The organism is Pseudomonas sp. D1-1 (assembly GCF_051132225.1).
Taxonomy (GTDB): domain Bacteria; phylum Pseudomonadota; class Gammaproteobacteria; order Pseudomonadales; family Pseudomonadaceae; genus Aquipseudomonas.
In genome coordinates, this window is record NZ_CP071676.1 from 2,257,527 (window position 1) to 2,279,040 (window position 21,514).

At 62.9% G+C, this 21,514-nt stretch carries 20 protein-coding genes and 1 pseudogene; 14 read left to right on the top strand and 7 right to left on the bottom strand.

Annotation, left to right across the window (positions count from 1 at the left end):
* The first annotated feature begins 226 nt into the window (after positions 1-226).
* The 5 genes and pseudogenes from J3P86_RS10240 to J3P86_RS10260 all read left to right on the top strand — a co-directional run.
* Complete coding sequence (locus J3P86_RS10240) at positions 227-1,381, top strand: glycosyltransferase family 1 protein (RefSeq protein WP_434652746.1); 1,155 nt, start codon at positions 227-229, stop codon at positions 1,379-1,381.
* A complete protein-coding gene (glf, locus tag J3P86_RS10245) occupies positions 1,369-2,550 on the top strand; it encodes a UDP-galactopyranose mutase (protein WP_434624619.1) in 1,182 nt (393 codons plus the stop codon). The genes J3P86_RS10240 and glf overlap by 13 nt, the downstream gene beginning before the upstream one ends.
* 64 nt (positions 2,551-2,614) lie before the next feature.
* Positions 2,615-3,721: a beta-glucosidase gene (locus tag J3P86_RS10250; RefSeq protein WP_434631399.1), complete on the top strand. Its 1,107-nt coding sequence runs from the start codon at positions 2,615-2,617 to the stop codon at positions 3,719-3,721.
* Positions 3,718-5,484 carry an ABC transporter ATP-binding protein gene (locus J3P86_RS10255; protein WP_434700116.1) on the top strand — a complete coding sequence of 589 codons (1,767 nt, stop codon included), beginning with the start codon at positions 3,718-3,720 and terminating at the stop codon, positions 5,482-5,484. The genes J3P86_RS10250 and J3P86_RS10255 overlap by 4 nt, the downstream gene beginning before the upstream one ends.
* 362 nt (positions 5,485-5,846) lie before the next feature.
* Positions 5,847-6,338 (top strand): annotated as a pseudogene (locus tag J3P86_RS10260) (hypothetical protein); the annotation flags it as partial.
* A gap of 118 nt (positions 6,339-6,456) precedes the next feature.
* Here the strand turns inward: J3P86_RS10260 and J3P86_RS10265 are convergent.
* Positions 6,457-7,371, bottom strand: coding sequence for a LysR family transcriptional regulator (locus tag J3P86_RS10265; RefSeq protein WP_434700117.1), 915 nt, complete (start codon positions 7,369-7,371; stop codon positions 6,457-6,459).
* Between the two features lie 100 nt (positions 7,372-7,471).
* On the opposite strand from J3P86_RS10265, the gene J3P86_RS10270 reads away from it, so the two are divergent.
* Complete coding sequence (locus J3P86_RS10270) at positions 7,472-8,335, top strand: aldo/keto reductase family oxidoreductase (RefSeq protein ID WP_434624613.1); 864 nt, start codon at positions 7,472-7,474, stop codon at positions 8,333-8,335.
* 98 nt (positions 8,336-8,433) lie between these two features.
* A complete protein-coding gene (locus tag J3P86_RS10275; protein WP_434700118.1) occupies positions 8,434-9,675 on the top strand; it encodes a cytochrome P450 in 1,242 nt (413 codons plus the stop codon).
* Here J3P86_RS10275 and kefC read toward each other — a convergent pair.
* From kefC to J3P86_RS10295, 4 genes are all read right to left on the bottom strand, one after another.
* Complete coding sequence (kefC, locus tag J3P86_RS10280; RefSeq protein WP_434700119.1) at positions 9,672-11,498, bottom strand: glutathione-regulated potassium-efflux system protein KefC; 1,827 nt, start codon at positions 11,496-11,498, stop codon at positions 9,672-9,674. The genes J3P86_RS10275 and kefC overlap by 4 nt on opposite strands.
* A gap of 1 nt (position 11,499) precedes the next feature.
* Entirely contained in the window at positions 11,500-12,021 is a 522-nt protein-coding gene (gene kefF, locus J3P86_RS10285; RefSeq protein WP_434700120.1) for a glutathione-regulated potassium-efflux system oxidoreductase KefF, read from the bottom strand.
* Positions 12,022-12,123: 102 nt separating this feature from the next.
* Complete coding sequence (locus J3P86_RS10290) at positions 12,124-13,473, bottom strand: sensor histidine kinase (RefSeq protein ID WP_434700121.1); 1,350 nt, start codon at positions 13,471-13,473, stop codon at positions 12,124-12,126.
* Entirely contained in the window at positions 13,470-14,180 is a 711-nt protein-coding gene (locus tag J3P86_RS10295; RefSeq protein WP_434568965.1) for a response regulator, read from the bottom strand. The genes J3P86_RS10290 and J3P86_RS10295 overlap by 4 nt, the downstream gene beginning before the upstream one ends.
* 371 nt (positions 14,181-14,551) lie before the next feature.
* Here J3P86_RS10295 and J3P86_RS10300 point away from each other — a divergent pair, with 371 nt between their 5' ends.
* The 4 genes from J3P86_RS10300 (at position 14,552) to J3P86_RS10315 (ending at position 17,562) form a co-directional block, all read left to right on the top strand.
* On the top strand, positions 14,552-15,337 hold the full coding sequence (locus J3P86_RS10300) for an MlaA family lipoprotein (protein WP_434700123.1): 786 nt from the start codon (positions 14,552-14,554) through the stop codon (positions 15,335-15,337).
* A complete protein-coding gene (locus J3P86_RS10305) occupies positions 15,330-15,569 on the top strand; it encodes a hypothetical protein (protein ID WP_434603833.1) in 240 nt (79 codons plus the stop codon). Before J3P86_RS10300 ends, J3P86_RS10305 begins: the two co-directional genes overlap by 8 nt.
* 145 nt (positions 15,570-15,714) lie before the next feature.
* The gene (locus J3P86_RS10310; RefSeq protein ID WP_434603836.1) at positions 15,715-17,016 is read left to right on the top strand and encodes an Nramp family divalent metal transporter; all 1,302 of its coding nucleotides are present in this window, start codon (positions 15,715-15,717) and stop codon (positions 17,014-17,016) included.
* Positions 17,017-17,082: 66 nt separating this feature from the next.
* Positions 17,083-17,562: a VOC family protein gene (locus tag J3P86_RS10315; RefSeq protein ID WP_434700125.1), complete on the top strand. Its 480-nt coding sequence runs from the start codon at positions 17,083-17,085 to the stop codon at positions 17,560-17,562.
* Between the two features lie 155 nt (positions 17,563-17,717).
* Here the strand turns inward: J3P86_RS10315 and J3P86_RS10320 are convergent, their stop codons facing one another.
* Positions 17,718-18,122 carry a RidA family protein gene (locus J3P86_RS10320; RefSeq protein WP_434700127.1) on the bottom strand — a complete coding sequence of 135 codons (405 nt, stop codon included), beginning with the start codon at positions 18,120-18,122 and terminating at the stop codon, positions 17,718-17,720.
* Between the two features lie 132 nt (positions 18,123-18,254).
* On the opposite strand from J3P86_RS10320, the gene J3P86_RS10325 reads away from it, so the two are divergent.
* The 3 genes from J3P86_RS10325 to J3P86_RS10335 all read left to right on the top strand — a co-directional run bounded on the left by J3P86_RS10325 (position 18,255) and on the right by J3P86_RS10335 (position 20,081).
* The gene (locus J3P86_RS10325) at positions 18,255-19,181 is read left to right on the top strand and encodes a LysR substrate-binding domain-containing protein (RefSeq protein WP_434700128.1); all 927 of its coding nucleotides are present in this window, start codon (positions 18,255-18,257) and stop codon (positions 19,179-19,181) included.
* 30 nt (positions 19,182-19,211) lie between these two features.
* Positions 19,212-19,604 (top strand): GFA family protein, encoded by a 393-nt coding sequence (locus tag J3P86_RS10330; protein ID WP_434568958.1) that lies wholly within the window; start codon positions 19,212-19,214, stop codon positions 19,602-19,604.
* Between the two features lie 69 nt (positions 19,605-19,673).
* The gene (locus J3P86_RS10335) at positions 19,674-20,081 is read left to right on the top strand and encodes an ester cyclase (protein WP_434700620.1); all 408 of its coding nucleotides are present in this window, start codon (positions 19,674-19,676) and stop codon (positions 20,079-20,081) included.
* Positions 20,082-20,225: 144 nt separating this feature from the next.
* Here J3P86_RS10335 and J3P86_RS10340 read toward each other — a convergent pair whose 3' ends face one another.
* Entirely contained in the window at positions 20,226-21,179 is a 954-nt protein-coding gene (locus tag J3P86_RS10340; RefSeq protein ID WP_434700129.1) for an alpha/beta fold hydrolase, read from the bottom strand.
* Between the last annotated feature and the right edge of the window lie 335 nt (positions 21,180-21,514).

Consider the following 21,514-nt stretch of genomic DNA (forward strand, 5'->3'; position numbering starts at 1 on the left):
CAGGAGTTCAGAGCAGTTGACTGACCGGTGTGTGCACTTGGTCGGCTGGCTGGAAGAAGATTTGGAACGGCATCGGAACCGGCTTTCTCAAACGTCCACAAGGCCAGGCGTGAGAGGAGTTACCAGGTCTTGTTTGCCAGGCGCGGCAGCGCCGGATCGCGGTAGGCCCAGCATCGATCTACAAACATCAATCTTCAGACATCGATCTTGAGAAAAGGAACGTCACATGAATCAACAAGAACATCTTCATCCCGATCACAGCGCCGCGCCCGCCGCGAGCTTGCGACCTACGCTGTTGTGCCTGTCGCACCTGCGCTGGGGCTTTGTCTATCAGCGGCCGCAACACGTGATGTCGCGATTGGCCAGGGACTACGACGTACTGTTTTTCGAAGAACCGATATTCGAAGGGCGGCAGTCCGCGCACCTGGAAAGCTATGCGGTGGCGGAGGGCGTGACGGTGCTGGTGCCCAGGCTCCCCGAGGGGCTGGATGAAGCCCAGGTGATCGCCACCCAGCGTGAATTGCTCGATGCCTGGCTGGCAGAGCACTGGCCGAGTGAGTTGATGCTCTGGTACCTCACGCCCATGAGCCAGGCCTTCACCGATCACCTGGAGGCCAATGTGGTGATTTTCGATTGCATGGACGAGCTCTCGGCCTTCAAGTTTGCGCCGCCCGCGTTGGTGGAGATGGAGCGGCGGCTGATGGCCAAGGCCGATGTGGTGTTCACCGGCGGATACAGCCTCTGGGAGGCCAAGCGCGAGCATCACGACAACGTCCACGCCATGCCCAGCAGCGTTGATATCACGCACTTTGCCGCGGCCAGGCAGCCGATTCCCGACCCGGCGGACCAGGCCGATATCGGTCATCCGCGCCTGGGTTTCTTTGGCGTCATCGATGAGCGTTTTGATATTGAGCTGGTACGTGAATTGGCGACGCAGCGGCCGGACTGGCACATCGTGTTGATCGGGCCGGTGGTGAAGATCGATCCGCAGACGTTGCCGCGCCTGGCGAATATTCACTACCTGGGCGCCAAGCAATATGAAGAGCTGCCGGCGTACCTGGCGGGTTGGGACGTGGCGTTGATGCCATTCGCGTTGAACGAATCCACTCGCTTCATCAGCCCCACCAAAACGCCCGAATACCTGGCGGGCGGATGCCCGGTGGTGTCCACGCCGATCCGCGATGTGGTCAATGGCTACGGTGAGAGTGGTGTGGTCGCGATTGCCGATTCGCCCCAGGGATTCATCGACGCGATCCAGGCCGCGCTCGACCTGCGGACCCAGCCAGGAGTGGTTGCGCAGTACGCCGACAAAGCGCTGGACGGCATGTCCTGGGACAAGACCTGCGCGCAGATGAAGGAGCAGATCGAATGCCAACGATAACCCTCGATTCCCTTGATAACTCCCAGGGCGGCGCGCCGTACGACTACCTGATCGTCGGCGCCGGTTTCGCCGGCAGCGTGCTGGCCGAGCGGCTGGCCGAAGGGTTGGGCAAGCGCGTGCTGCTGGTCGATCGTCGCGATCACATCGGCGGCAATGCATACGACCACTTGGACGAGGCGGGCGTGCTGGTCCATCGCTACGGGCCGCACATCTTCCACACCAATGCCCAGCGCATTGTCGATTACCTGTCGCGGTTCACCGAATGGCGCCCGTACGAGCATCGAGTGCTGGCCCAGGTCGATGAGCACCGGGTGCCGATTCCCATCAACCTGACGACGCTCAATACGCTGTTCGGCTTGTCCATGGATGAAGCGCAGGCCGAGGCCTTCCTGGCGCAGCGGGCGGAGCCGGTCGAGTCGATCCGGACTTCGGAGGACGTGGTCATCAACCAGATCGGCCGCGAGCTGTATGAGAAATTCTTTCGTGGCTACACCCGCAAGCAGTGGGGGCTGGACCCTTCCCAGCTGGACAAGTCGGTGACCTCGCGGGTGCCGACACGGACCAACACCGATGATCGGTATTTCACTGACCAGTTCCAGATGATGCCGCTGCACGGCTACACACGGATGTTCGAGCGCATGCTCGCCCATCCGAACATCGATATCTTGCTGGCGACCGATTTCAAAGAGGTTCGCCAGCGCATCCCCTATCGGGAACTGGTCTATTGCGGGCCGATCGATGAGTACTTCGATTACTGCTTCGGCCATCTGCCGTATCGCTCGTTGCGCTTTCAGCATGAAACGCTGGATGCGCCGCAGTTCCAGCCGGTGGCAGTGGTCAACTATCCGGACGAGCGCGTGCCCTATACACGAATCACCGAGTACAAGCACCTCACCGGGCAGGAGCATCCGCGCACCAGCATCAGCTACGAGTTTCCCTGCGCCGATGGCGACCCTTACTACCCGGTTCCGCGCCCGGAAAACGCCGAGCTGTACAAACGCTACAAGGCCCTGGCCGACGAAACACCCGGGGTGACTTTTCTCGGTCGGCTCGGCACCTACAAGTACTACAACATGGATCAGGTGGTCGGTCAGGCGCTGGCGCTGTATCAGCGCATCGCCGAGGGCGAAGGGGTCGTGACGAGGGCTCACGAGGTCGAGCCGGGTTGATCCCGGCTTCATCCAGACACTGGGAGACAGCAGCGTGCAGGAGAGGATCTTCAACAGTTTCGTGATGGCCGGCTACGAGTGTTCCACCCATCGCCGTGCCGATGGACGTCGGCTGGATATGCTCGCCGCGACTCGCCATGACCGCTGGGCCGAGCAGGATTACAGCCGGCTCGCCGAGCTGGGCATTCGCTGCGCCAGGGATGGCTTGCGTTGGCATCTGATCGAACAGCAGCCGGGTCGTTATGACTGGAGCAGTTTCCTGCCGATGCTGCGCGCCGCCCAGCGCGGCGATGTGCAAGTGGTGTGGGACCTGTGCCATTACGGCTACCCTGACGATCTGGACATCTGGCGGCCGGCCTTCGTCGAACGGTTTGCTCGCTTCGCCGGCGCCGTCGCGCGGTTGATGCGCGAGGAGGGGATCGAGACGGCGTTCTACTCGCCGATCAACGAGATATCTTTCTGGAGCTGGGCCGGCGGCGACGTCGGCTACTTCAACCCCACCGCCCGACAACGGGGCATGGAGCTCAAGCACCAGTTGGTGCGCGCGAGTATCGCGGCGATCGAGGCGATTCGCGAGGTGACTCCCGCCGCGCGATTCGTCCAGTGCGACCCGCTGATCAACGTGCGGTCCTTATCGCGGCGGGCCGAAGATATCGAGGCCGCCGAGGCGTATCGGTTATCCCAGTTCGAGGCGTGGGACCTGCTCACCGGCAGAAGCTGGCCGGGGTTGGGCGGGCGCGAGGAGTACCTGGATATTGTCGGCGTCAATTTCTATCCGCATAACCAGTGGTTCCTGCACGGCAATCGGATCGAGCCGGGCAGCGCGGATTATCGCCCGTTGGTGGGCATGCTCAGCGAAGTCCACCAGCGTTATCGAAGGCCGCTTCTGCTCTCTGAAACGGGCGCCGAAGACACCGCTCGGGTGCCCTGGCTGCACTACATCGGCGAGCAGTTGGCACTGGCGATGGAGCGCGGCATTCCGATAGCAGGCATGTGCTGGTACCCGTTTCTTGACTACCCGGGTTGGGACGATGATCGCTATTGTCCCACTGGCGTGTTTGGCTATGCCGACAGCGAAGGCAGCCGCGCGTCTTTCCATCCACTGACGCTGGCAATGAAGGCCCTGCAGGCGCGGTTTGCCTCGTCCGTGGCCACGGTGCAGATGCCGTGAACAGCCATCAGTCCCATGGCGCGCCGTTGCCGAATACCGCCATCGCGTTTTTGTGGCGATACGTCACCCTCAGGCCGTGGCATTTCGCGACGTTGTTTGTGCTGATTGTCGGTGCCGCCAGTTGCGCCGTGGCGGTGCAGTTCGGCATGAAGCTGCTGGTCGACGCGATGGCCCAGGGCAGGGAGGCGGCCGGGCATGTGTGGCTGCCGTTCACCGTATTCATCGCGCTGATTGTGGTGGAAAACCTGTTCTGGCGTTCGGGCGGCTACCTGGGCTGCCGGACGGTGGTCGCCAGTTGCGCGGACTTGCGGATTGACCTGTTCAATCACCTGACCGGACACCCGATGCGCTATTTCTCCGAGCATTTCGCCGGAGCCCTGGCCAACCGGATCTCCTCGGCGGGCGCGGCAGCGGGTTCCATCTATGGTGGCCTGGCCTGGAAGATTATTCCCCCTTGCGTGGATTTCATCGGTGCGGTGGTGGTGCTGTTTACCGTGCGGCTGTCCATGGGAATCGCTTTGATCGGCGCAGTGGTTGTGGTGGCCTCGCTGATCACCGTGATGGGGCTGCGCGGCCGCAGTCGGCATATCGATTTCGCTTCCCAGGCCGCACGCGTCGGTGGCGAGTTGGTGGACCAGGTCTCCAACGTCTGGACGATCAAGGCATTCTCCGCCCGACACCGCGAGCGGCGCCGGCTCGAACAGGCGATCGGCGTCGAGGCCAAGGCCCAGCGCCGCAGCTGGATCTACCTGGAAAAAGCCCGGGTCTTGCACGACATCTGCTTGTCGATCATGGCCGGCGGCATGCTCGGCTGGTCGATCCTGTTGTGGCAGGGCGGGCAGATCACCCCGGGCGATGTGGTGATGGTCAGCGCGTTGTCGTTTCGCATCCTGCACGGCTCGCGCGACCTGGCGCTGGCTTTGGTGGATACCTCGCAGCAGATGGGCGTGATTGCCGAGACGTTGCGCATCATCGTCCAGCCACACGCACTCAGCGACACCCCGGCGGAACTGGAACCTGGGCGCGGCAATATCCGTTTCCTCGACGTCAGCTACAGCTATGCCGACGGGCGCGGCGCGATCAGGCATCTGTCCCTGGACATTCCGGCCGGCCAGAAAGTCGGCATCGTCGGGCCGTCGGGCGCGGGCAAGTCGACATTGGTCAGTCTGGTCCAGCGCCTGGACGATGTGCGCAGCGGGGTGATCCTGATCGATGGCCGCGACGTGCGCTCGGTCAGTCAGGACAGCCTGCGCAGCCAGATCGCCGTGGTGCCTCAGGAGCCGGCGCTGTTCAATCGGACCATCTACGAAAACATCGCCTATGGCCAGCCCGATGCCACCGAGGCACAAGTCATCGACGCGGCCCGCCATGCCTATTGCGAAGAATTTATCCGCGACCTGCCGGAAGGCTTCAACACCTTGGTGGGCGAGCGCGGCGTGATGCTCTCGGGCGGCCAACGCCAGCGCCTCGGGCTGGCGCGGGCGTTCCTCAAGAACGCACCGATCCTGATCCTCGACGAAGCCACCTCGGCACTGGATTCGGAATCCGAAGCCAAGGTGCAAATGGCCCTGGACGACCTGATGCGCGGTCGCACCGTGCTGGCAGTGGCGCACCGGCTGTCGACGGTCGCGCGGTTCGACCGGATCTTGGTCTTGCAGGGCGGAAGAATCATCGAAGACGGCTCACCCGATGAACTGCGCCAGCGTGAAGGGCCGTTCCAGACCCTGTGGCAGGCGCAGGGATTGGAATTGGGCAAGCGTTAGCTGCCGATATTGGACGTGCCGCCGCCTTCGCGAGCAAGCTCGCTCCCACAGAGTAAATGGGTTGGGCGCTGGATGTGCGCGCGCCGCAGGACCCCTGTGGGAGCGAGCCTGCTCGCGAAAACGGTGGTTCAGTTATGGCGATGTTGGACGTGCCGCCGCCTTCGCGAGCAAGCTCGCTCCCACAGTGGAAATGAGGTTGGGCGCTGGATGTGCGCGCGCCGTAGGACCCCTGTGGGAGCGAGCTTGCTCGCGATAGCGGTGGTTCAGTTATGGAGATGTTGGACGTGCCGCCGCCTTCGCGAGCAAGCTCGCTCCCACAGTGGAAATGAGGTTGGGCGCTGGATGTGCGCGCGCCGCAGGACCCCTGTGGGAGCGAGCCTGCTCGCGAAAACGGTGGTTCAGTTATGGCGACGTTGGACGTGCCGCCGCCTTCGCGAGCAAGCTCGCTCCCACAGTGGAATGAGGTTGGGCGCTGGATGTGCGCGCGCCGCAGGACCCCTGTGGGAGCGAGCTTGCTCGCGAAATCGGTGGTTCAGCTATGGAGATGTTGGACGTGCCGCCGCCATCGCGAGCAAGCTCGCTCCCACAGTGGAAAATGAGATTGGGCGTTGGATGTGCATGCGCCGCAGGCCCCCTGTGGGAGCGAGCCTGCTCGCGAAATCGGTGGTTCAGTTATGGAAATGTTGGACGTGCCGCCGCCTTCGCGAGCAAGCTCGCTCCCACAGTGGAAATGAGGTTGGGCGCTGGATGTGCGCGCGCCGCAGGACCCCTGTGGGAGCGAGCCTGCTCGCGAAAACGGTGGTTCAGTTATGGCGATGTTGGACGTGCCGCCGCCTTCGCGAGCAGGCTCGCTCCCACATTGGAAATGAGATTGGGCGTTGGATGTGCATGCGCCGCAGGCCCCCTGTGGGAGCGAGCCTGCTCGCGAAAGCGGTGGTTCAGTTTATGGAGATGCTGGATCTGCCGCCGGGATCAGGCGTCTTGGTTGCTGCGGTTTTGATTGATGAAGTCCACAAACGCCCGCAGCGGCGAGGGCAGGTAGCGGCGGCCGGGGTAGTAGAGGAACGGTCCGGTAAAGCGCTGCCACCAGGGTTCGAGTACCGGTTCGAGGACACCGCTGTCCAGGTAGGGGCACAGCCAGTCCTCGAACAGGTGGACGATCCCCAGTCCATCCACCGCGGCCTGGACGGCCAGGTCCATGGCGCCGCCAATGCGCACCAGCAACGGGCCGTTCGGCTCGACGCTGATGGTTTCGCCGTCACGCTCATACTCCCACAGCGGCAAGGCGCCGCTGGGGAACTTGCCGGCCAGGCAAGCGTGTTGCAGCAGGTCCCGTGGGTGCTCGGGGCGGCCCCGGGCGTCGAGGTACGCCGGTGCGGCGGCGGTCGCGAAGCGTTGAAAGCGCGGGCCGATGGGGATCGCGATCATGTCCTGTTCGAGGCGTTCGTCGTAGCGAATACCCGCATCACACCCGGCCGCCAGCATGTCGACAAAGCTTTCTTCGGTAACCACTTCGAGGCGGATGTCGGGGTGGCTTTTCAGGAACGGCGCGATGATCGACGGTAGCACCAGCCGGGCGGCGCTGACCGGCACGTTCAACCTGAGGGTACCGGAAGGGCGGTCGCGAAAATCGTTGACCACGTCCAGCGCGGATTCGACTTCGCCCAGGGCCGGCACGATGCGTTCCATCAACCGTGCGCCGGCCTCGGTCGGCACCACGCTGCGGGTGGTGCGGTTGAGCAGGCGCACGCCGAGTCGGCTTTCGATCCGGCGTACCGCGTCACTGAGGCTGGAGGCGGATTTGCCGCTGAGCCGGGCGCCTGCTCGAAATCCCCGCGCATTGACCACCGCCACAAAGGCCAGCAAGTCTTGAATGTCCGTCGCCATTGTTCTCTCCGTCGTACAACCCGTTCGGATTGCACCTGATTATCAGTGGAGTGGTCAACGCCTATAGTCGGCTCACACAGACTAATTCAAGGGGGACGCGATGAGCAGGGCAGACAAGGCAGGGACTTTTTTACTGGGTGATCGTACGGTCAACCGCATGGGCTACGGCGCGATGCAACTGGCGGGGCCGCAGGTCTTCGGGCCGCCCAAGGATCCGGCGGCGGCCATCGCCGTGCTGCGCGAAGCCTTGGCGGCCGGAGTCAATCACATCGATACCGCCGATTTTTACGGGCCCCATGTCACCAACCAACTGATCCGCGAGGCGTTGCACCCTTACGCCGACGACCTGGTCATCGTGACCAAGGTCGGCGCGGTTCGTGGCGCCGATGCGTCATGGAACGCAGCCCAGAGCCCCGCCGAGCTGACCCGTGCGGTGCACGATAACCTGCGCAACCTCGACGTCGAGGTGTTGGACGTGGTCAATCTGCGGGTCATGGGCGATGTGCATGCGCCCGCTGAAGGATCGATTGAAGAGTCCTTCACAGCATTGGCCGAGCTGCAGCGCCAGGGCCTGATCCGCCATCTGGGCCTGAGCAACGTCACGGCGGCGCAAGTCAAGGAAGCCCAAGGCATCGCCAAGGTGGTCTGCGTGCAGAATCACTACAACCTGACCCACCGCGACGACGAACAACTCATCGCTGACCTGGGCCGCCAAGGTATCGCCTACGTGCCGTTTTTCCCGCTGGGTGGGTTTACGCCGCTGCAATCGGAAACGTTGTCGAACGTTGCCGCGCGCCTGGAGGCATCGCCGCTGTGTGTCGCGTTGGCGTGGCTGCTGCAACGTGCGCCCAACGTCCTGCTGATACCCGGCACCTCGTCGGTGGCGCACCTGCGGGAAAATATCTCGGCCAGTGAGCTGCAGATTCCGGCGCCTATGTTGGCTGAGCTTGACGCCATGGTTTAGCCGCAGCCCCTCTGGGCAGTCTCCATTCGCCTGAAAAATCGAACAGGGTCCAGCCGGGCGATGTCCCAGACATATCGTTGTCAGGCAAGGATTTCGTCATGGCAGACCCTTCTATTCCCGGCCACCGCTGGGCTGATTCGACCTTGGCTTTCTTGCGCGAGGGCTACCCGTTCATACGCAAGCGTTGCGTCGCCTATGGCAGTCCGGTTTTCCAGGCCCGACTGCTGGGACGGCGCACGCTGTGCCTCAGTGGGCTGGAAGCGGCGGAGCTGTTCTACGATGCGCGGCGCTTCGTCCGGACCCCCACGTCGACACCGGCGCCGCTGCGCAACATCCTGTTGGGCGCGGGCGGCGTCCAGGGTCTCGATGGCGCACCTCATGCGCGACGCAAGCAGCTGTTTCTCGACGTGCTGGACAAGGAAAGCGTAAACCGCCTGGTCGGCCGCTACGAGGCTCACTTGAGCGAAGCGGCGGCGAAGCTTGCGGCGAACCAGCCGATCGAATTCCTGCCGTGGATCGAGGCGCTGCTGTGTCGATCGGTCTGCGAGTGGGCCGGCGTGCCAATGATGAGTGATCGGCAAATGCGGCGGTTGACCCGTCGGCTCGCCTCGCTGATCGATGGCAACGGCCGCGTCGACTGGCGGATGCCGGCCGCCTGGATGCGGCGCAAGGCTTGCGAGGCCCAGGCGGCACGCTGGATAAAAAACTGTCGGCAAGACCCGGCGCCAGCATCGCTGCAGACCCCGCTGCAACAACTCGCATGGCATCGCGATGAGCACGGCCAGTTGCTCCCACCGCGGATAGCGGCAGTGGAGCTGCTGAATATCTTGCGTCCAGTGGTGGCGGTGGGGCGCTTTCTGTTGTTCGGGCTGATCGAGCTGGAACGCCGGCCGCAATGGCGCGCCAGCATTGCTCGCGATGACGCTGCGGCTTGGGCTTTTGCCGAGGAAACGCGGCGCTTTTACGCGTTCTTTCCGATGGTGGCGGCGTTTGTGCGCGAGAGTTTCGAGTGGCGAGGCTACCGCTTCGAAAAAGGCACTCGGGTGCTGCTCGATCTGTTTGGCTCCAACCGTGATCCGGCGCACTGGAAAACCCCGGAAAGCTTTGCGCCCGAACGTTTCGGCCAGTGCCCCATGAGAACCTCTGTCATCAGCCAGGGCGGCGGGGATTACACCTATCACCGCTGCCCGGGCGAGCCGCTGACGCTGGCCCTGATGCAGAAAACCTTCGAACATCTGTGCCGCCACGTGCAATGGCGGCTGGTGGTGAAAGAAGTCGATTTTCAACGCCTGCCCATGTTGCCCAGGGAGCCGGTGCTGATGTCAGTGGTGACCGGCTAGCCACGCGCCTCATCCGTCTCGTTTCGATGGTGTTCCGGCCAGCTGTCGACGGGGCGGGCGCGGTCTTCGTTGAACATCTCGGTGAGCAACGCGTTGGCGCGTCGGTAGGCGTCGTGCCGGAACGTGAGGTCATCTTCCGGTTGGGCGACGATTTCTTCGAGCATCTGCAGATTCAAGCGGCGGAACTGATCGGCGCGTTCGCGCGCCTCGTAAGCGCCGACACCCATCTGCACCAGTGCCCGGCGACCCAACGCCAGCGCGCTTTCGAAGGTTTCCCGCTCGGCAACCTCGACACCCATCTGCCGCAGGTTGATCAGGTGGCCCATGTCCCGCGCGCGGACGACCAGTTTCAACGTGGGGAAGTGCTCCTGGGCCAACCGGGTCAGCGTCAGGTTGTCTTGCTGATCGTCGATCGCATTGATCAGCACCGCCGCCTGTGCCGCGCCGGCCGCGTGCAACAGGTCGAGGCGCGTGGCGTCGCCGTAGAACACTTTCACGCCGAATTTGCGCAGCGTCTCGATGTTGTCGGGGTCGTGATCCAGAACCACTACCTCGACGCCGCAGGACATCAGCAAACGTCCGGCGATCTGTCCGAAACGGCCGAAGCCGGCAATGATCACCCGCGGGTTCTGCTGGTCGACGAGGTCGGATTCCTGGCGATCTTTCTTGCTGGCCGACTCGATTCGCTCCAGCAGCAGAATGAGCAGCGGCGTCACGCACATCGACAGGGCCACCGCCAGGGTCAGGCTCTTGCCCCACTGGTCGGTCAGGATGCCCGCCAACGTCGCGGCGCCGAACACCACGAAGGCGAACTCGCTGCCCTGGCCGAGCAATACCGCCTGCCAGGAACGCTGGCCGGCGGGGACATTCAGGAAGCGGCTGACGGTCTTGATCACCAGCAGTTTGATCAGGATGAACCCGACGGTCAGGGTGATGACTTTCAGCGGTGCGTCGATCAGCGTGCCGAAGTCGATCGACATGCCGACGCCGATGAAAAACAGCCCCAGCAGCAAGCCCTTGAACGGTTCGATGTCGCTTTCCAGGGCGTGGCGGTATTCGGAACTCGCCAGCAACACGCCGGCGAGGAATGCGCCCATGGCCATCGACAGGCCGGCTTCTTCCAGCAGAAAGCCGAAGCCGAATACCAGGAACAGCGCCACGGCACTGAAGATCTCACGCAGGCCCGAGCGCGCGGCGAAGCGCAACAGCGGCCGTGTCACGTAGCGCCCGAGCAGCACGACGACGCTGATGGCGGCGACGATCTTGACGATCGATAACGCCAGGGCCATGCCCGACGGCGTGTCGCCATGGGCCGAGAGCAACGGGATCATGGCCACCAGAGGAATGGCCGCGATGTCCTGGAACAGCAGGACGGCAAAACTGCTGCGGCCCACTGCGGTAGCGTTCAGGTTGCGTTCGCGCATGGCCTGCATGGCGATGGCCGTGGACGAAAGGCTCAGGGTCAGGCCCACCAGCAACGCCGCCGTCCAGCCCAGGCCGAGCGCCGCGCAAAACGCTGCGATGGCGGCACCGCAAGCGAGCATCTGCAGCGCGCCGCCACCGAATACCATCCGGCGCAGCGCCCAGAGGCGCTTGGGGTCGAGCTCAAGGCCGATGATGAACAGCATCAGCACGACGCCGATTTCGGCGAATTCCAGGATGGCCTTGACGTCGGTTATAAGCTTCAGCCCCCACGGGCCGATCACGCACCCGGCCAGCAGATAACCGAGCACCGGGCCCAGGCCCAACCGGACGGCAATCGGTACGATCAGTGTCGCCGAGGCCAGGTAGATGAGCATTTCGATCAGGCTGTGAGTTTCCATATCAATCTTCCTTCCAGGCGGCCAGGCGTTCGCCATAGTGTTCGATTTGCTCGCGTTGGGCCTCGGCGTCGCCGGCAAACGCACCATGCACGACCAGCGGTTCCAGCCAGCGCATATGACAGTAGAGCGCCGTGGCCTGGAGCGGCTGCGCCAGCACGGCAAAGCCGGGGTAGGCGCCCATCTGGAAATGATCGTGTTCGCCACCCGTGGTGACGGCCCACAGCAGGCTTTTGCCGTTCAGGGCCGTGGCGCCTTTGCCGTACGCCCAGCCATGGGTGAAGACTTTGTCGATCCACAATTTGAGCAGAGGCGGCATGCTGTACCAGTACATCGGGTGCTGCAGGACGACCAGCTGTGCCTGTTCGACGGCGCGCTGTTCCGCCTCGACGTCGATGTCGAAACCCGGGTAGAGATCGTAGAGCGAGCGTATGACCACGTCCGGATTGGCGCCGGCGCGCTTGAGCATCTGCTGGTTGACCCGCGACTGGTCGGGGTAGGGATGGGCATAAACGATCAGGATCATCGGGCAATTCCAGGCGGCTGGGTCCGGGTCGAAAGGCCGGACATCCTACCGGGGAAGGCGCGTGATGTTTAGGAGATTGTTCCCGGGCGAGCCTTGCCAGGGTCAATTGAGCGGGAGCGAGACCCTGACCTCCAGGCCGCCGCCCCGGCGGTTCCTGAGCGTCAGTGTGCCGCCGTGCTCCAGCACCGTCGCCCGAGCCGCCGACAGGCCCAGGCCGACGCCGCCGGTATTTTTGTTGCGTGAACCCTCGATGCGAAAGAACGGTGCGAAGACCTGCTCATGGTATTCGGGCGCAATGCCCGGGCCGCGATCCTGGATGCGGATTTCGATGCGATCGATGAAGGTCTTGAGTTGAACACCCGGTTCGCTGGCGTATTTGACCGCGTTGTCGATCAGGTTGGTCAGCGCGCGCTTGATCCCGATGGGGCGGCCCACGTAGACCAGCCGCTGGGCGCCCTCGAAAGACACTTCGATGCCGCCGTCCCTGAAATCATCGACGATGGTGTGCAGCAGCTCCGCCAGGTCGAAAGCGGTGGCGTGTTCGAGGCGCGCTTCGTCGCGGAAGAATTCCAGCGCGGCGTTGACCATCGCCTGCATCTCGTCGACGTCCCGGAACAACCGCGATTGCTGTTCGGCATCCTCGATGAATTCGCCGCGCAGGCGCATGCGGGTCAACGGCGCCCGCAGGTCATGAGAGATGGCCGCGAGCATTTGCGTGCGGTCCTGGACGAAATGCTTGAGCTGAGCCTGCATGGCATTGAACGCCAGGATCGCCTGGCGGATCTCGAAGGGGCCGACGACCGGGATCGGCGGCGCCCGGAAGTCCACGCCGAAGCGCCGGGCACCCTCGGCGAAACGCTCCAGCGGGGTTGCCAGGTGCCGCGTGGCAATCAGGGCGACGATGAAGGTCGACAGCAGGATCAACGCGATGATGATCAGGTTGCGCTGCCATTCCCCCAGCCCCCAGCTGCGCGAGCCCACGGAGAAGATGACCCAGGTGTGGTCAGACAGCTCGATGATCACCGCGTAGCGTCTGCCCGGGTCATCAGCGGCCGGCCAGTCGTTGGGCTCGTAGGCCTCGATCCGGGCGTCGGGCCTGTTCAATTGCTGGTGCAGGAACGCCGAGCCTTCACTGAACTCCGGATCCCCGATCACCGGCAGATGCGCCTCCTCATAGCGCTGCAGCCACTGTACGTTGATCCCGGGGTCGCTGGCGATACGGGCAATGGCGTGCCGTTGGCCGGGATCGGCCGCGTCGATGATGCGCGTGATCGCCGCAGCCTTGTCCATCAGGCCGGTTTCCATCAGGGGAGGGCGCGCCCACGCACCGGCCACCAGGCTGAACAGTTCGTTGAGGGCCAGCAGCGTCAGCATCGAGACCATGGTGGTCAGGGCAATCCAGCGCGCCACGGTGTCCCTGGGGCGAGGCATCTTCGAGGGGTTGGCGGTCATCGCTTCACCACGTGAGGGCTGAACAGGTAGCCGCTGTTGCGGATGGTACGGATCATCGACGGCCCCGTGACGTCGGTCTCCAATTTGCGCCGCAGGCGGCTGACCTGCACGTCGATGCTGCGGTCGAACGCGTCGAAGGTTTCGCCCCGGGCCAGGTCCAGCAGTTGCTGGCGGGTGAGGACGCGGCGCGGATGTTCGGCGAAGACCAGCAGCAGTTCGAACTCGCCGGTGGACAGCGGAATCATGACCTTGTCGGGGGAGCGCAACTCGCGACGGGTGACGTCCAGTTGCCAGCCCTCGAATTCCAGCACGGGTCGGGAGATATCGCCCAGGCTGCCCCTGGCTTCGCCGGTACGCCGCAGGACGGCGCGGACCCGGGCCAGCAGCTCGCGGGCGTCGAAGGGTTTGGTCAGGTAATCGTCGGCGCCCATTTCCAGGCCGACGACGCGGTCGCTCAGTTCGCCCATGGCGGTGAGCATGATGATCCCGACCCGGTGTTCGGCCCGCAGCCGCTGGCAGAGCACCAGTCCGTTGTCGCCCGGCAGCATGACGTCGAGGATGATCAGGTCGGGCATCCGCCGCTCGACCGCCTGCCACAGCGCCGCGCCGTCGGCGGCCACTTCGACGCTGTAGCCATGTTGTTCGAGGAATTTGCGCAGGAGGGCGAGGACTTCGAGGTCGTCGTCCACCAGGAGTAGGTGGCTCACAGGGGTCACGTCGGGCAATGGATACAGGAGGCGATACTAGGGTCAATCCGCCGCTTGCGTCATATATTTCAATCCGGAAACAAAGCGACCGGCACGCAACATTGCGGAAATCTTCGGGCAAGAAAACCGCGGCAGGATTGCCTCGATGTCAGCCAGTCAGACAATTGCAAGCTCAACACCGAGACCCGTGGCGAGGGGATTTATCCCCGCTGGGTTGCGAAGCGACCCCAAACCAGACATCCCGGTGTGCCTGGCTCATTGAGTCGACAGCTTTTGGGCTGCTTCGCAACCCAGCGGGGATAAATCCCCTCGCCACAAAAGGCCTGCATTGACTGATTGGTATCGCCCATTCCTCGTCGAGATTGCCCCGTATGCCGATCAGCAAACCCGCTCCGCTGTTTCTTCGATCCACCGTCGTCGTTGCGCTGGCGGCGTTTGCCAGCGGTTGCAGCAGCACGCCGCCCGCGACACCGGGCAGCTGCGAGAATATGCCCTATGCCGTGCATGATCCGGCGGAACCGGTGAACCGCGGCATCTTCGCCTTCAACCGTACCGTGGACGACTATGCCCTGGCCCCCATCGCCCGTGGTTATCGCAAATTGCCTGAGATGTTCCAGAGCGGCGTGCACAACTTCGTCACCAACTTCGGCGAGCCCAAGGTCTTCATCAACGATTTGCTGCAAGGCAACGGCGAGCGCTCGGTCACCACCCTGGGCCGTTTCGTCATCAACACCACGGTGGGCATCGTCGGGCTGATCGACGTGTCGGGCAAGATGGGCATTGCGCGTCACGAATCCGATTTCGGCCAGACATTCGGCGTCTGGAATATCGCTCCGGGGCCGATCGTCGAGCTGCCACTGTTCGGCACTGGCAACCTGAGGGACGCGACCGGCAAGGTGGTGAGCTTCGCGGTGGACCCGTTCGGCAGCAACAGCGATACCGTCGAAACCCTGGGCACGATCAAGACCGTGGGCGGTGTCGTCGATGGCCGCGCCGAGGCGCTGCCGCTCACCGACAAATTGCAGACCCAGGCCGATTACTACGTGGCGCTGCGAGACGCGGTCGCCCAGCGGCGCGCCGATTTTGTCGCCGACGGGAAACTGGGAGCCGTCCAGGACAACCCGCAATGCCAGGAACAGGGTGCCGGGGATGAATAGCCAGGCGCTGGTCCTGCATCGTCGAGTGAAGACACTCGACCAGGGTGCGTTGCATTGCCGCGAAGTCGAGTTGCGGCTCGCCGAGGATGGCCGGCATGTGCTGCTCAGCCGCTACGTCGAATGGTACGACCCCGAGCAAGCCGGCTTGTGCGCCACCCAGCATTATCGCGTGCCGCTGGCGAGCATGATTCGGTGGATGATCAATAACGGCGAACGAGGGGAGGGCCACTGACAGCGGGTTCAATAATGGCTGTTTGCCGCCCGAACAGTGATGAAACATTTTTACATACTCTCGATAAATTAGAGTTGTACGATGTCGTACGAAATATGGTCGACTGTGTCCGTTTCTCACAAAAAAAACAACGGAGACTCCATCCATGTCGAGCATACCTTCCGTCGAAGGGCAGGCTGCAGCCCCCGCGCAAAGCCGCTTCGTACGCCTGTTGAAGCTTCTAGGCCCGGGCATCATCGCAGTACTTTCCTGGCTGGGCGCAGGCGACCTCATCACTTCTTCCGTGGCCGGCGCCAACTACGGCTACGCCATGATGTGGGTGCTGGCGGTGTCTCTGCTGCTGCGCTACCTGATCGTCAACATCATCGCGCGCTTCCAGCTTTGCAATAACCAGGGCATGACCATCCTGCAGGGCTACGCGCAACTCAATCCGTTTTTTGCCTGGTTCATGCTGGTGTATGCGCTGCTCATGGGGCACCTGATGAATGCCTACATGATCAAGGGTGCCGGTGAGGCCTTGGCGATGCTGCTCAAGACCGATTATCCGCTGCTCTGTTCGGTGGCGGTGGTGCTGGCGGTGTGGATGCTCGTCGGGCGCAATATCTATTCGATGATCGAAGGCGTGATGAAGGCGCTGCTGGCGATCATGACGCTGGCATTCCTGGCCCTGGCGGTGATGTCCGGCCCGGATGTCGCCGGTATCGTCAAAGGCACCATTGGCTTCAGCATTCCGCCGGATGAAGGTGTGCACGGTGCGCTGCTGGTGGCGGTCTCGGTGATCGGCGCGGTGGCCGGTTCCATCGCTAACTTCGTTCACCCCTACGTCATGCGCCAGAAAGGCTGGGTGGGTCCTGAGCACAAGCGCATCCAGCGCAACGACCTGCTGTTCGCGGTGTTCGTCGGGATCATCATCAACCTGGCGATCTGGATCGTCGGCGCGGAAATCCTGCGGCCCAACGGCATCGAAGTCAAAACCCTGGGCGACCTGGGCAAGGCCCTGGAAATCTTCTTCGGCCCGATTGGCTGGTATGTGTTCTTCATCGGTGTCTTTGCCACGCTGTTCGCCAGTATTTCCGGCAAGACCACGGCGTTCCCGATGCTCATCACCGACGCCTTCCAGCACGTGCGGCCCGAGCGTCGCGAGCGCTACGGCAAAGAGTTCCACCGTGACCCGATGCACAAGTGGTTCATGCTGTTCATCCTGGTGACGCCGCTGATCTGGTCCTTGCCCGGCATGCCGGACTTCGTGACCCTGACCATTGGTGTCAACGCCCTGAACATCATCGGCCTGCCGGTGATCTCCCTGGGCCTGTTGATCATGTCCAACCAGAAGTCGCTGCTGAGCAAGGAATACCGCAACAACCTGTTCGAGAATATCGCGCTGGTATTCGCCACTGGCCTGGCGTTGTGGGTCGCGTTCCAGCTGGGCGTCGATCTGTTTACCTGAGGTCTGCTCATTCATCTCTGGAGGGGCTGCTAGACTTCACGGTCCAGCCCCTTGCGGAGAATCCGGATGAACAACAAGAACAGGATCTGTCTCTGGTATGACGGCACCGCTCAGGAAGCTGCGCAGTTCTATGCGGCTACCTTTCCCGACAGTGCGGTGAACGCCATCCACCACGCGCCCGGCGACTACCCGGCGGGCCAGCAAGGTGACGTGCTCACCGTGGATTTCACCGTGATCGGCATCCCCTGTATCGGCCTGAATGGCGGGGCGATGTTCAAGCACAACGAAGCGTTTTCTTTCCAGGTGGCCACCGATGACCAGGCCGAAACGGACCGCTTGTGGAATGCAATCATCGACAACGGCGGCCAGGCGAGCGCCTGCGGATGGTGCAAGGACAAGTGGGGCGTGTCGTGGCAGATCAGCCCGCGGGTGCTGATCGAAGCAGTCACCAGTTCCGACAAAGCCGCCGCCAGGCGCGCCTTCGAAGCCATGATGAACATGACCAGGATCGATATTGCGGCGATTGAGGCGGCGGTGAGGGGCTGATCGGCAGTACCGCCATTGATGCAAGCTGAACTACCGCTATCGCGAGCAAGCTCGCTCCCACATGGGCTCCCTGGGGAGACCGAACATTGAGTTCACACCTCTTCCCTGTGGGAGCGAGCTTGCTCGCGATGGCGCCGGTACTGTCGATACCGCTATCAGCTCCCGGTGGTTTCCGGCAACCGGGCAATCACCTTGATCTCGAACTGGAAACCATACAACCACGTCACGCCCACCGCCGTCAGCGTCGGGTGCGGCGCGTTGCCCCAGAATTCCGGCACGACGCTCCAGACTCGCTCGAATATCGACTGCGGATCGACCATGAAGACCGTCACGTCAACCACATCGTCAAAGCTGCAATCGGCAGCCGCCAGGATCGCCTTCAGATTGTTGAACGCACGCCGGACCTGATCCTCCAGGTGCGGCTCCGGTGAACCGTCCCCGGTGCTGCCGACCTGCCCGGAGACGAACAGGAAACCATTGGAACGAATCGCCGGCGAGTAACGGTTGCGCTCGTAGAGCGCTTGGCGGCCGGGTGGGAAAACAACGTCGCGCTGTGTCATGGGTGTCTCCATCAAATGAGCCGCAAGCGGCGGGAAATCAACGATGAAGTCACTCTAGGGGCTTGTGTCCGGGCGATAAACGAGCAACCTTGGCGATCACTGTTTGTAGAACCCAAACAATCCGAGGCACCCATGGATCGTTTCGATGCGATGCAGGCGTTCGTACGTGTCGTGGAGGCGGGCAGCTTCACCAAGGCCGCCGAGACCCTGCACATGAGCAAGACCACCGTGACCCAACTGGTGCAGCAGCTGGAGGCGCGGCTGCGCGTCAGGCTGCTCAACCGCACCACCCGCAAGGTCAATGTCACCGCGGACGGCGCGGTTTTCTACGAGCGGGCGATTCGCCTGCTGGCCGACCTGGACGACGCCGAAACCAGCTTGTCCACTGCCCAGTCGCTGCCCCGTGGCCGGCTGCGGGTGGACGTGCCGAGTCCGCTGGCCGCGATGATCCTGGTGCCAGCATTGCCGGGTTTCTATCAGCGCTATCCGGACATCCAGATCGACTTGGGCGTCAGCGATCGCATCATCGACATGCTCGACGAAAATGTCGATTGCGTGGTGCGCGGCGGTGAACTGAAAGACCAGTCACTGATCGCCCGGCGCGTCGGCGACCTGGCCCTGGGCGTGTTTGCGGCGCCGAGTTACCTGGCGCGCGAGGGCATCCCCCGGCATCCCCGGGAGCTGGAAGATTCCGCGCACCGCATCGTCGGTTTCCTCTGGGCGCGCACCGGCAAGGCCTTGCCTTATGCCATGCACAAGGATGACGAACACCTTCATATCAAGGGCCGCCATGCGCTCGCCGTCGACGATGGCAACGCTTATCTCGCAGCCGGCCTGGCGGGGCTGGGCGTGTTATGGCTGCCCCAGTACATGTCCCGCCCACACGAAGCGCAAGGCGCGCTGGTGCCGCTGTTCGAAGGCTGGCGCCTGGAGTCGATGCCGCTTTACGTGGCTTACCCGCCGAACCGGCACATCAGCGCCAAGCTGCGGGTATTCATCGACTGGGTGGTGGAGCTGATGGCGCAACATGCGCCTATTATTGATCGGCCTGTGTCATGAAAATTTTCTCGAATGCAGAGGAGATCGACGATGGACCGATTCACTGGCGGTTGCCTGTGCGGCAACGTGCGCATTGAAGCTTCAGGGCGCCCATACCGGGTTGGCCTGTGCCACTGCCTGGATTGCCGCAAGCACCATGGCGCGCTGTTTTTCGCCGCCGCCGTGTTCCCCCGGGACGCGGTGACCGTCAGCGGTGAAACCCGGGATTACGCCGGACGTTTTTTCTGCCCCCACTGCGGTTCGTCCGTCTTCGCCCGCAGCGGCGACGAGGTCGAAGTCAACCTGGGCACGCTGGATGCGCCCGACCAACTGATGCCCACCTACGAAAGCTGGACCGTGCGCCGCGAATCCTGGTTGCCGGCGTTTCCACTCTCACGGCGCTATGAACATGATCGCGAGGGCACGGGGCGGTTCGAGGGGTAGGGTGTGAACCAGAACCTTGGTCTGCCGATGCGGTCCTCCAGATACGCTCTGGGAATCGAGGACATGGAAATGGACCTGGCCGAGCAATACCGCAATTACATCGTCTGCCTGAATGCCCGTCGCTGGCAGGAGCTGGGCGACTTTGTCGACGATAGCGTGCAATACAACGGCGAACCGGTGGGTTTGGCGGGCTATCGGGCGATGCTGGAAAACGACGTGAGGACCATTGTGGACTTGCGTTTTACTATCGACCTGCTGGTGGTCGAACCGCCGAACGTGGCGGCCCGGCTGCTGTTCGATTGCTCGCCGCGCGGCCGGTTTCTCGGGCTTGAGACTGATGGCCGGCGGATTCGCTTTTCCGAGAATGTGTTCTACACCTTCGATGGCGGCAAAATCGTTCGCGTGTGGTCGGTCATCGACAAGGCGGCGGTGGAAGCGGCGCTCCAACGCGAAAGCCCTTCCGGAGAAGGGCTTTGAGCACAAATGAATGATTGAGTGGATGAATGTGGGAGCGAGCCTGCTCGCGAAAGCGGTGGCACAGGTTGCAGAGGTGTTGGATCTGCTGCCGCCTTCGCGAGCAGGCTCGCTCCCACAGGGTATTTCACACAACTATCCGGGGGGTTATTCCTTGAGGAAAGTCAGCAGGTCCTGGTTCAGGCGATCCTTGTGCGTCTCGGTCAAGCCGTGCGGCGCGCCTGGGTAGACGATCAATCGAGCATCCTTGATCAGCGCCGCCGAAGCCCGGCCTGAGGCATCGATGGGCACGATCTGGTCGTCGTCACCGTGGATCACCAGCGTCGGCACGTCGAATTTTTTCAAGTCGCCGCGAAAGTCGGTCGCCGAGAACGCCGCGATCGAGTCATAGGTGTTCTTGCTGCCGCCTTGCATGCCCTGCGCCCAGAACGACTGGATCAAGCCTTGGGATGGCTTGGCACCCTTGCGGTTGTAGCCATAGAACGGGCCGGAAGCGATGTCCAGGTACAGCTGCGAACGGTTCTCCAGGGACGCTTTGCGCAGGCCGTCGAAGACTTCGATTGGCAAGCCGCCGGGGTTGGTGTCGGTCTTGAGCATCAGCGGCGGCACCGAGGACACCAGCACGGCTTTCTTGACTCGACCGGTGCCGTGGCGACCGATGTAACGCGCCACTTCGCCGCCGCCCGTCGAGAAGCCGATCAAGGTCACGTCCTTCAGGTCCAGCGCTTCGATGACCGCCGCCAGGTCGTCGGCGTAATGGTCCATGTCGTTGCCTTCCCACGGCTGGCTGGAGCGACCATGACCGCGACGGTCGTGGGCAATCACGCGGTAGCCCTTGGAGGCGAGGAACATCATCTGGCCTTCCCAGCTGTCGGAGTCCAGCGGCCAGCCGTGGCTGAAGGTGACGACCTGGCCGTTACGCGGGCCCCAATCCTTGTAATAGAGCTGGACGCCATCCTTGGTGGTGATGTAGCTGGCGGACTGCATCACGCTGCCGATTGCGGAAGCACTGGCACCGGCCTGCACAGGCGTCGCCGCCTCGGCGCCGAGGGTGGCCAGGGCCAGGGTTGCGACAGCCAGGGTGCGGTTGAAGGTGTTCATCGTTTCTCTCTCCATAAGGGGTGTTTTGATCTGCCGGGATCGTCATCGATCGCGTTGGTGGGCAGATTAGAGAGAGCGCAGCGCAACGAGAACGGCGCTGGCGTTGATAGCAACTATGGGGAATTCAGATACCTGCATATCACCGTGGCGAGGGAGCTTGCTCCCGCTGGACTGCGTAGCAGTCCCAATGGGCTGGATGCGGTTTTGCAGGTATACCGCGTGTTCGGTATTACGACGGCTGCGCCGCCGAGCGGGAGCAAGCTCCCTCGCCACAGAAGCAGTAAAAATTGCAGGTGTGATCACCCAAACGAAGGCATCGGCCCCAACGATTTGAT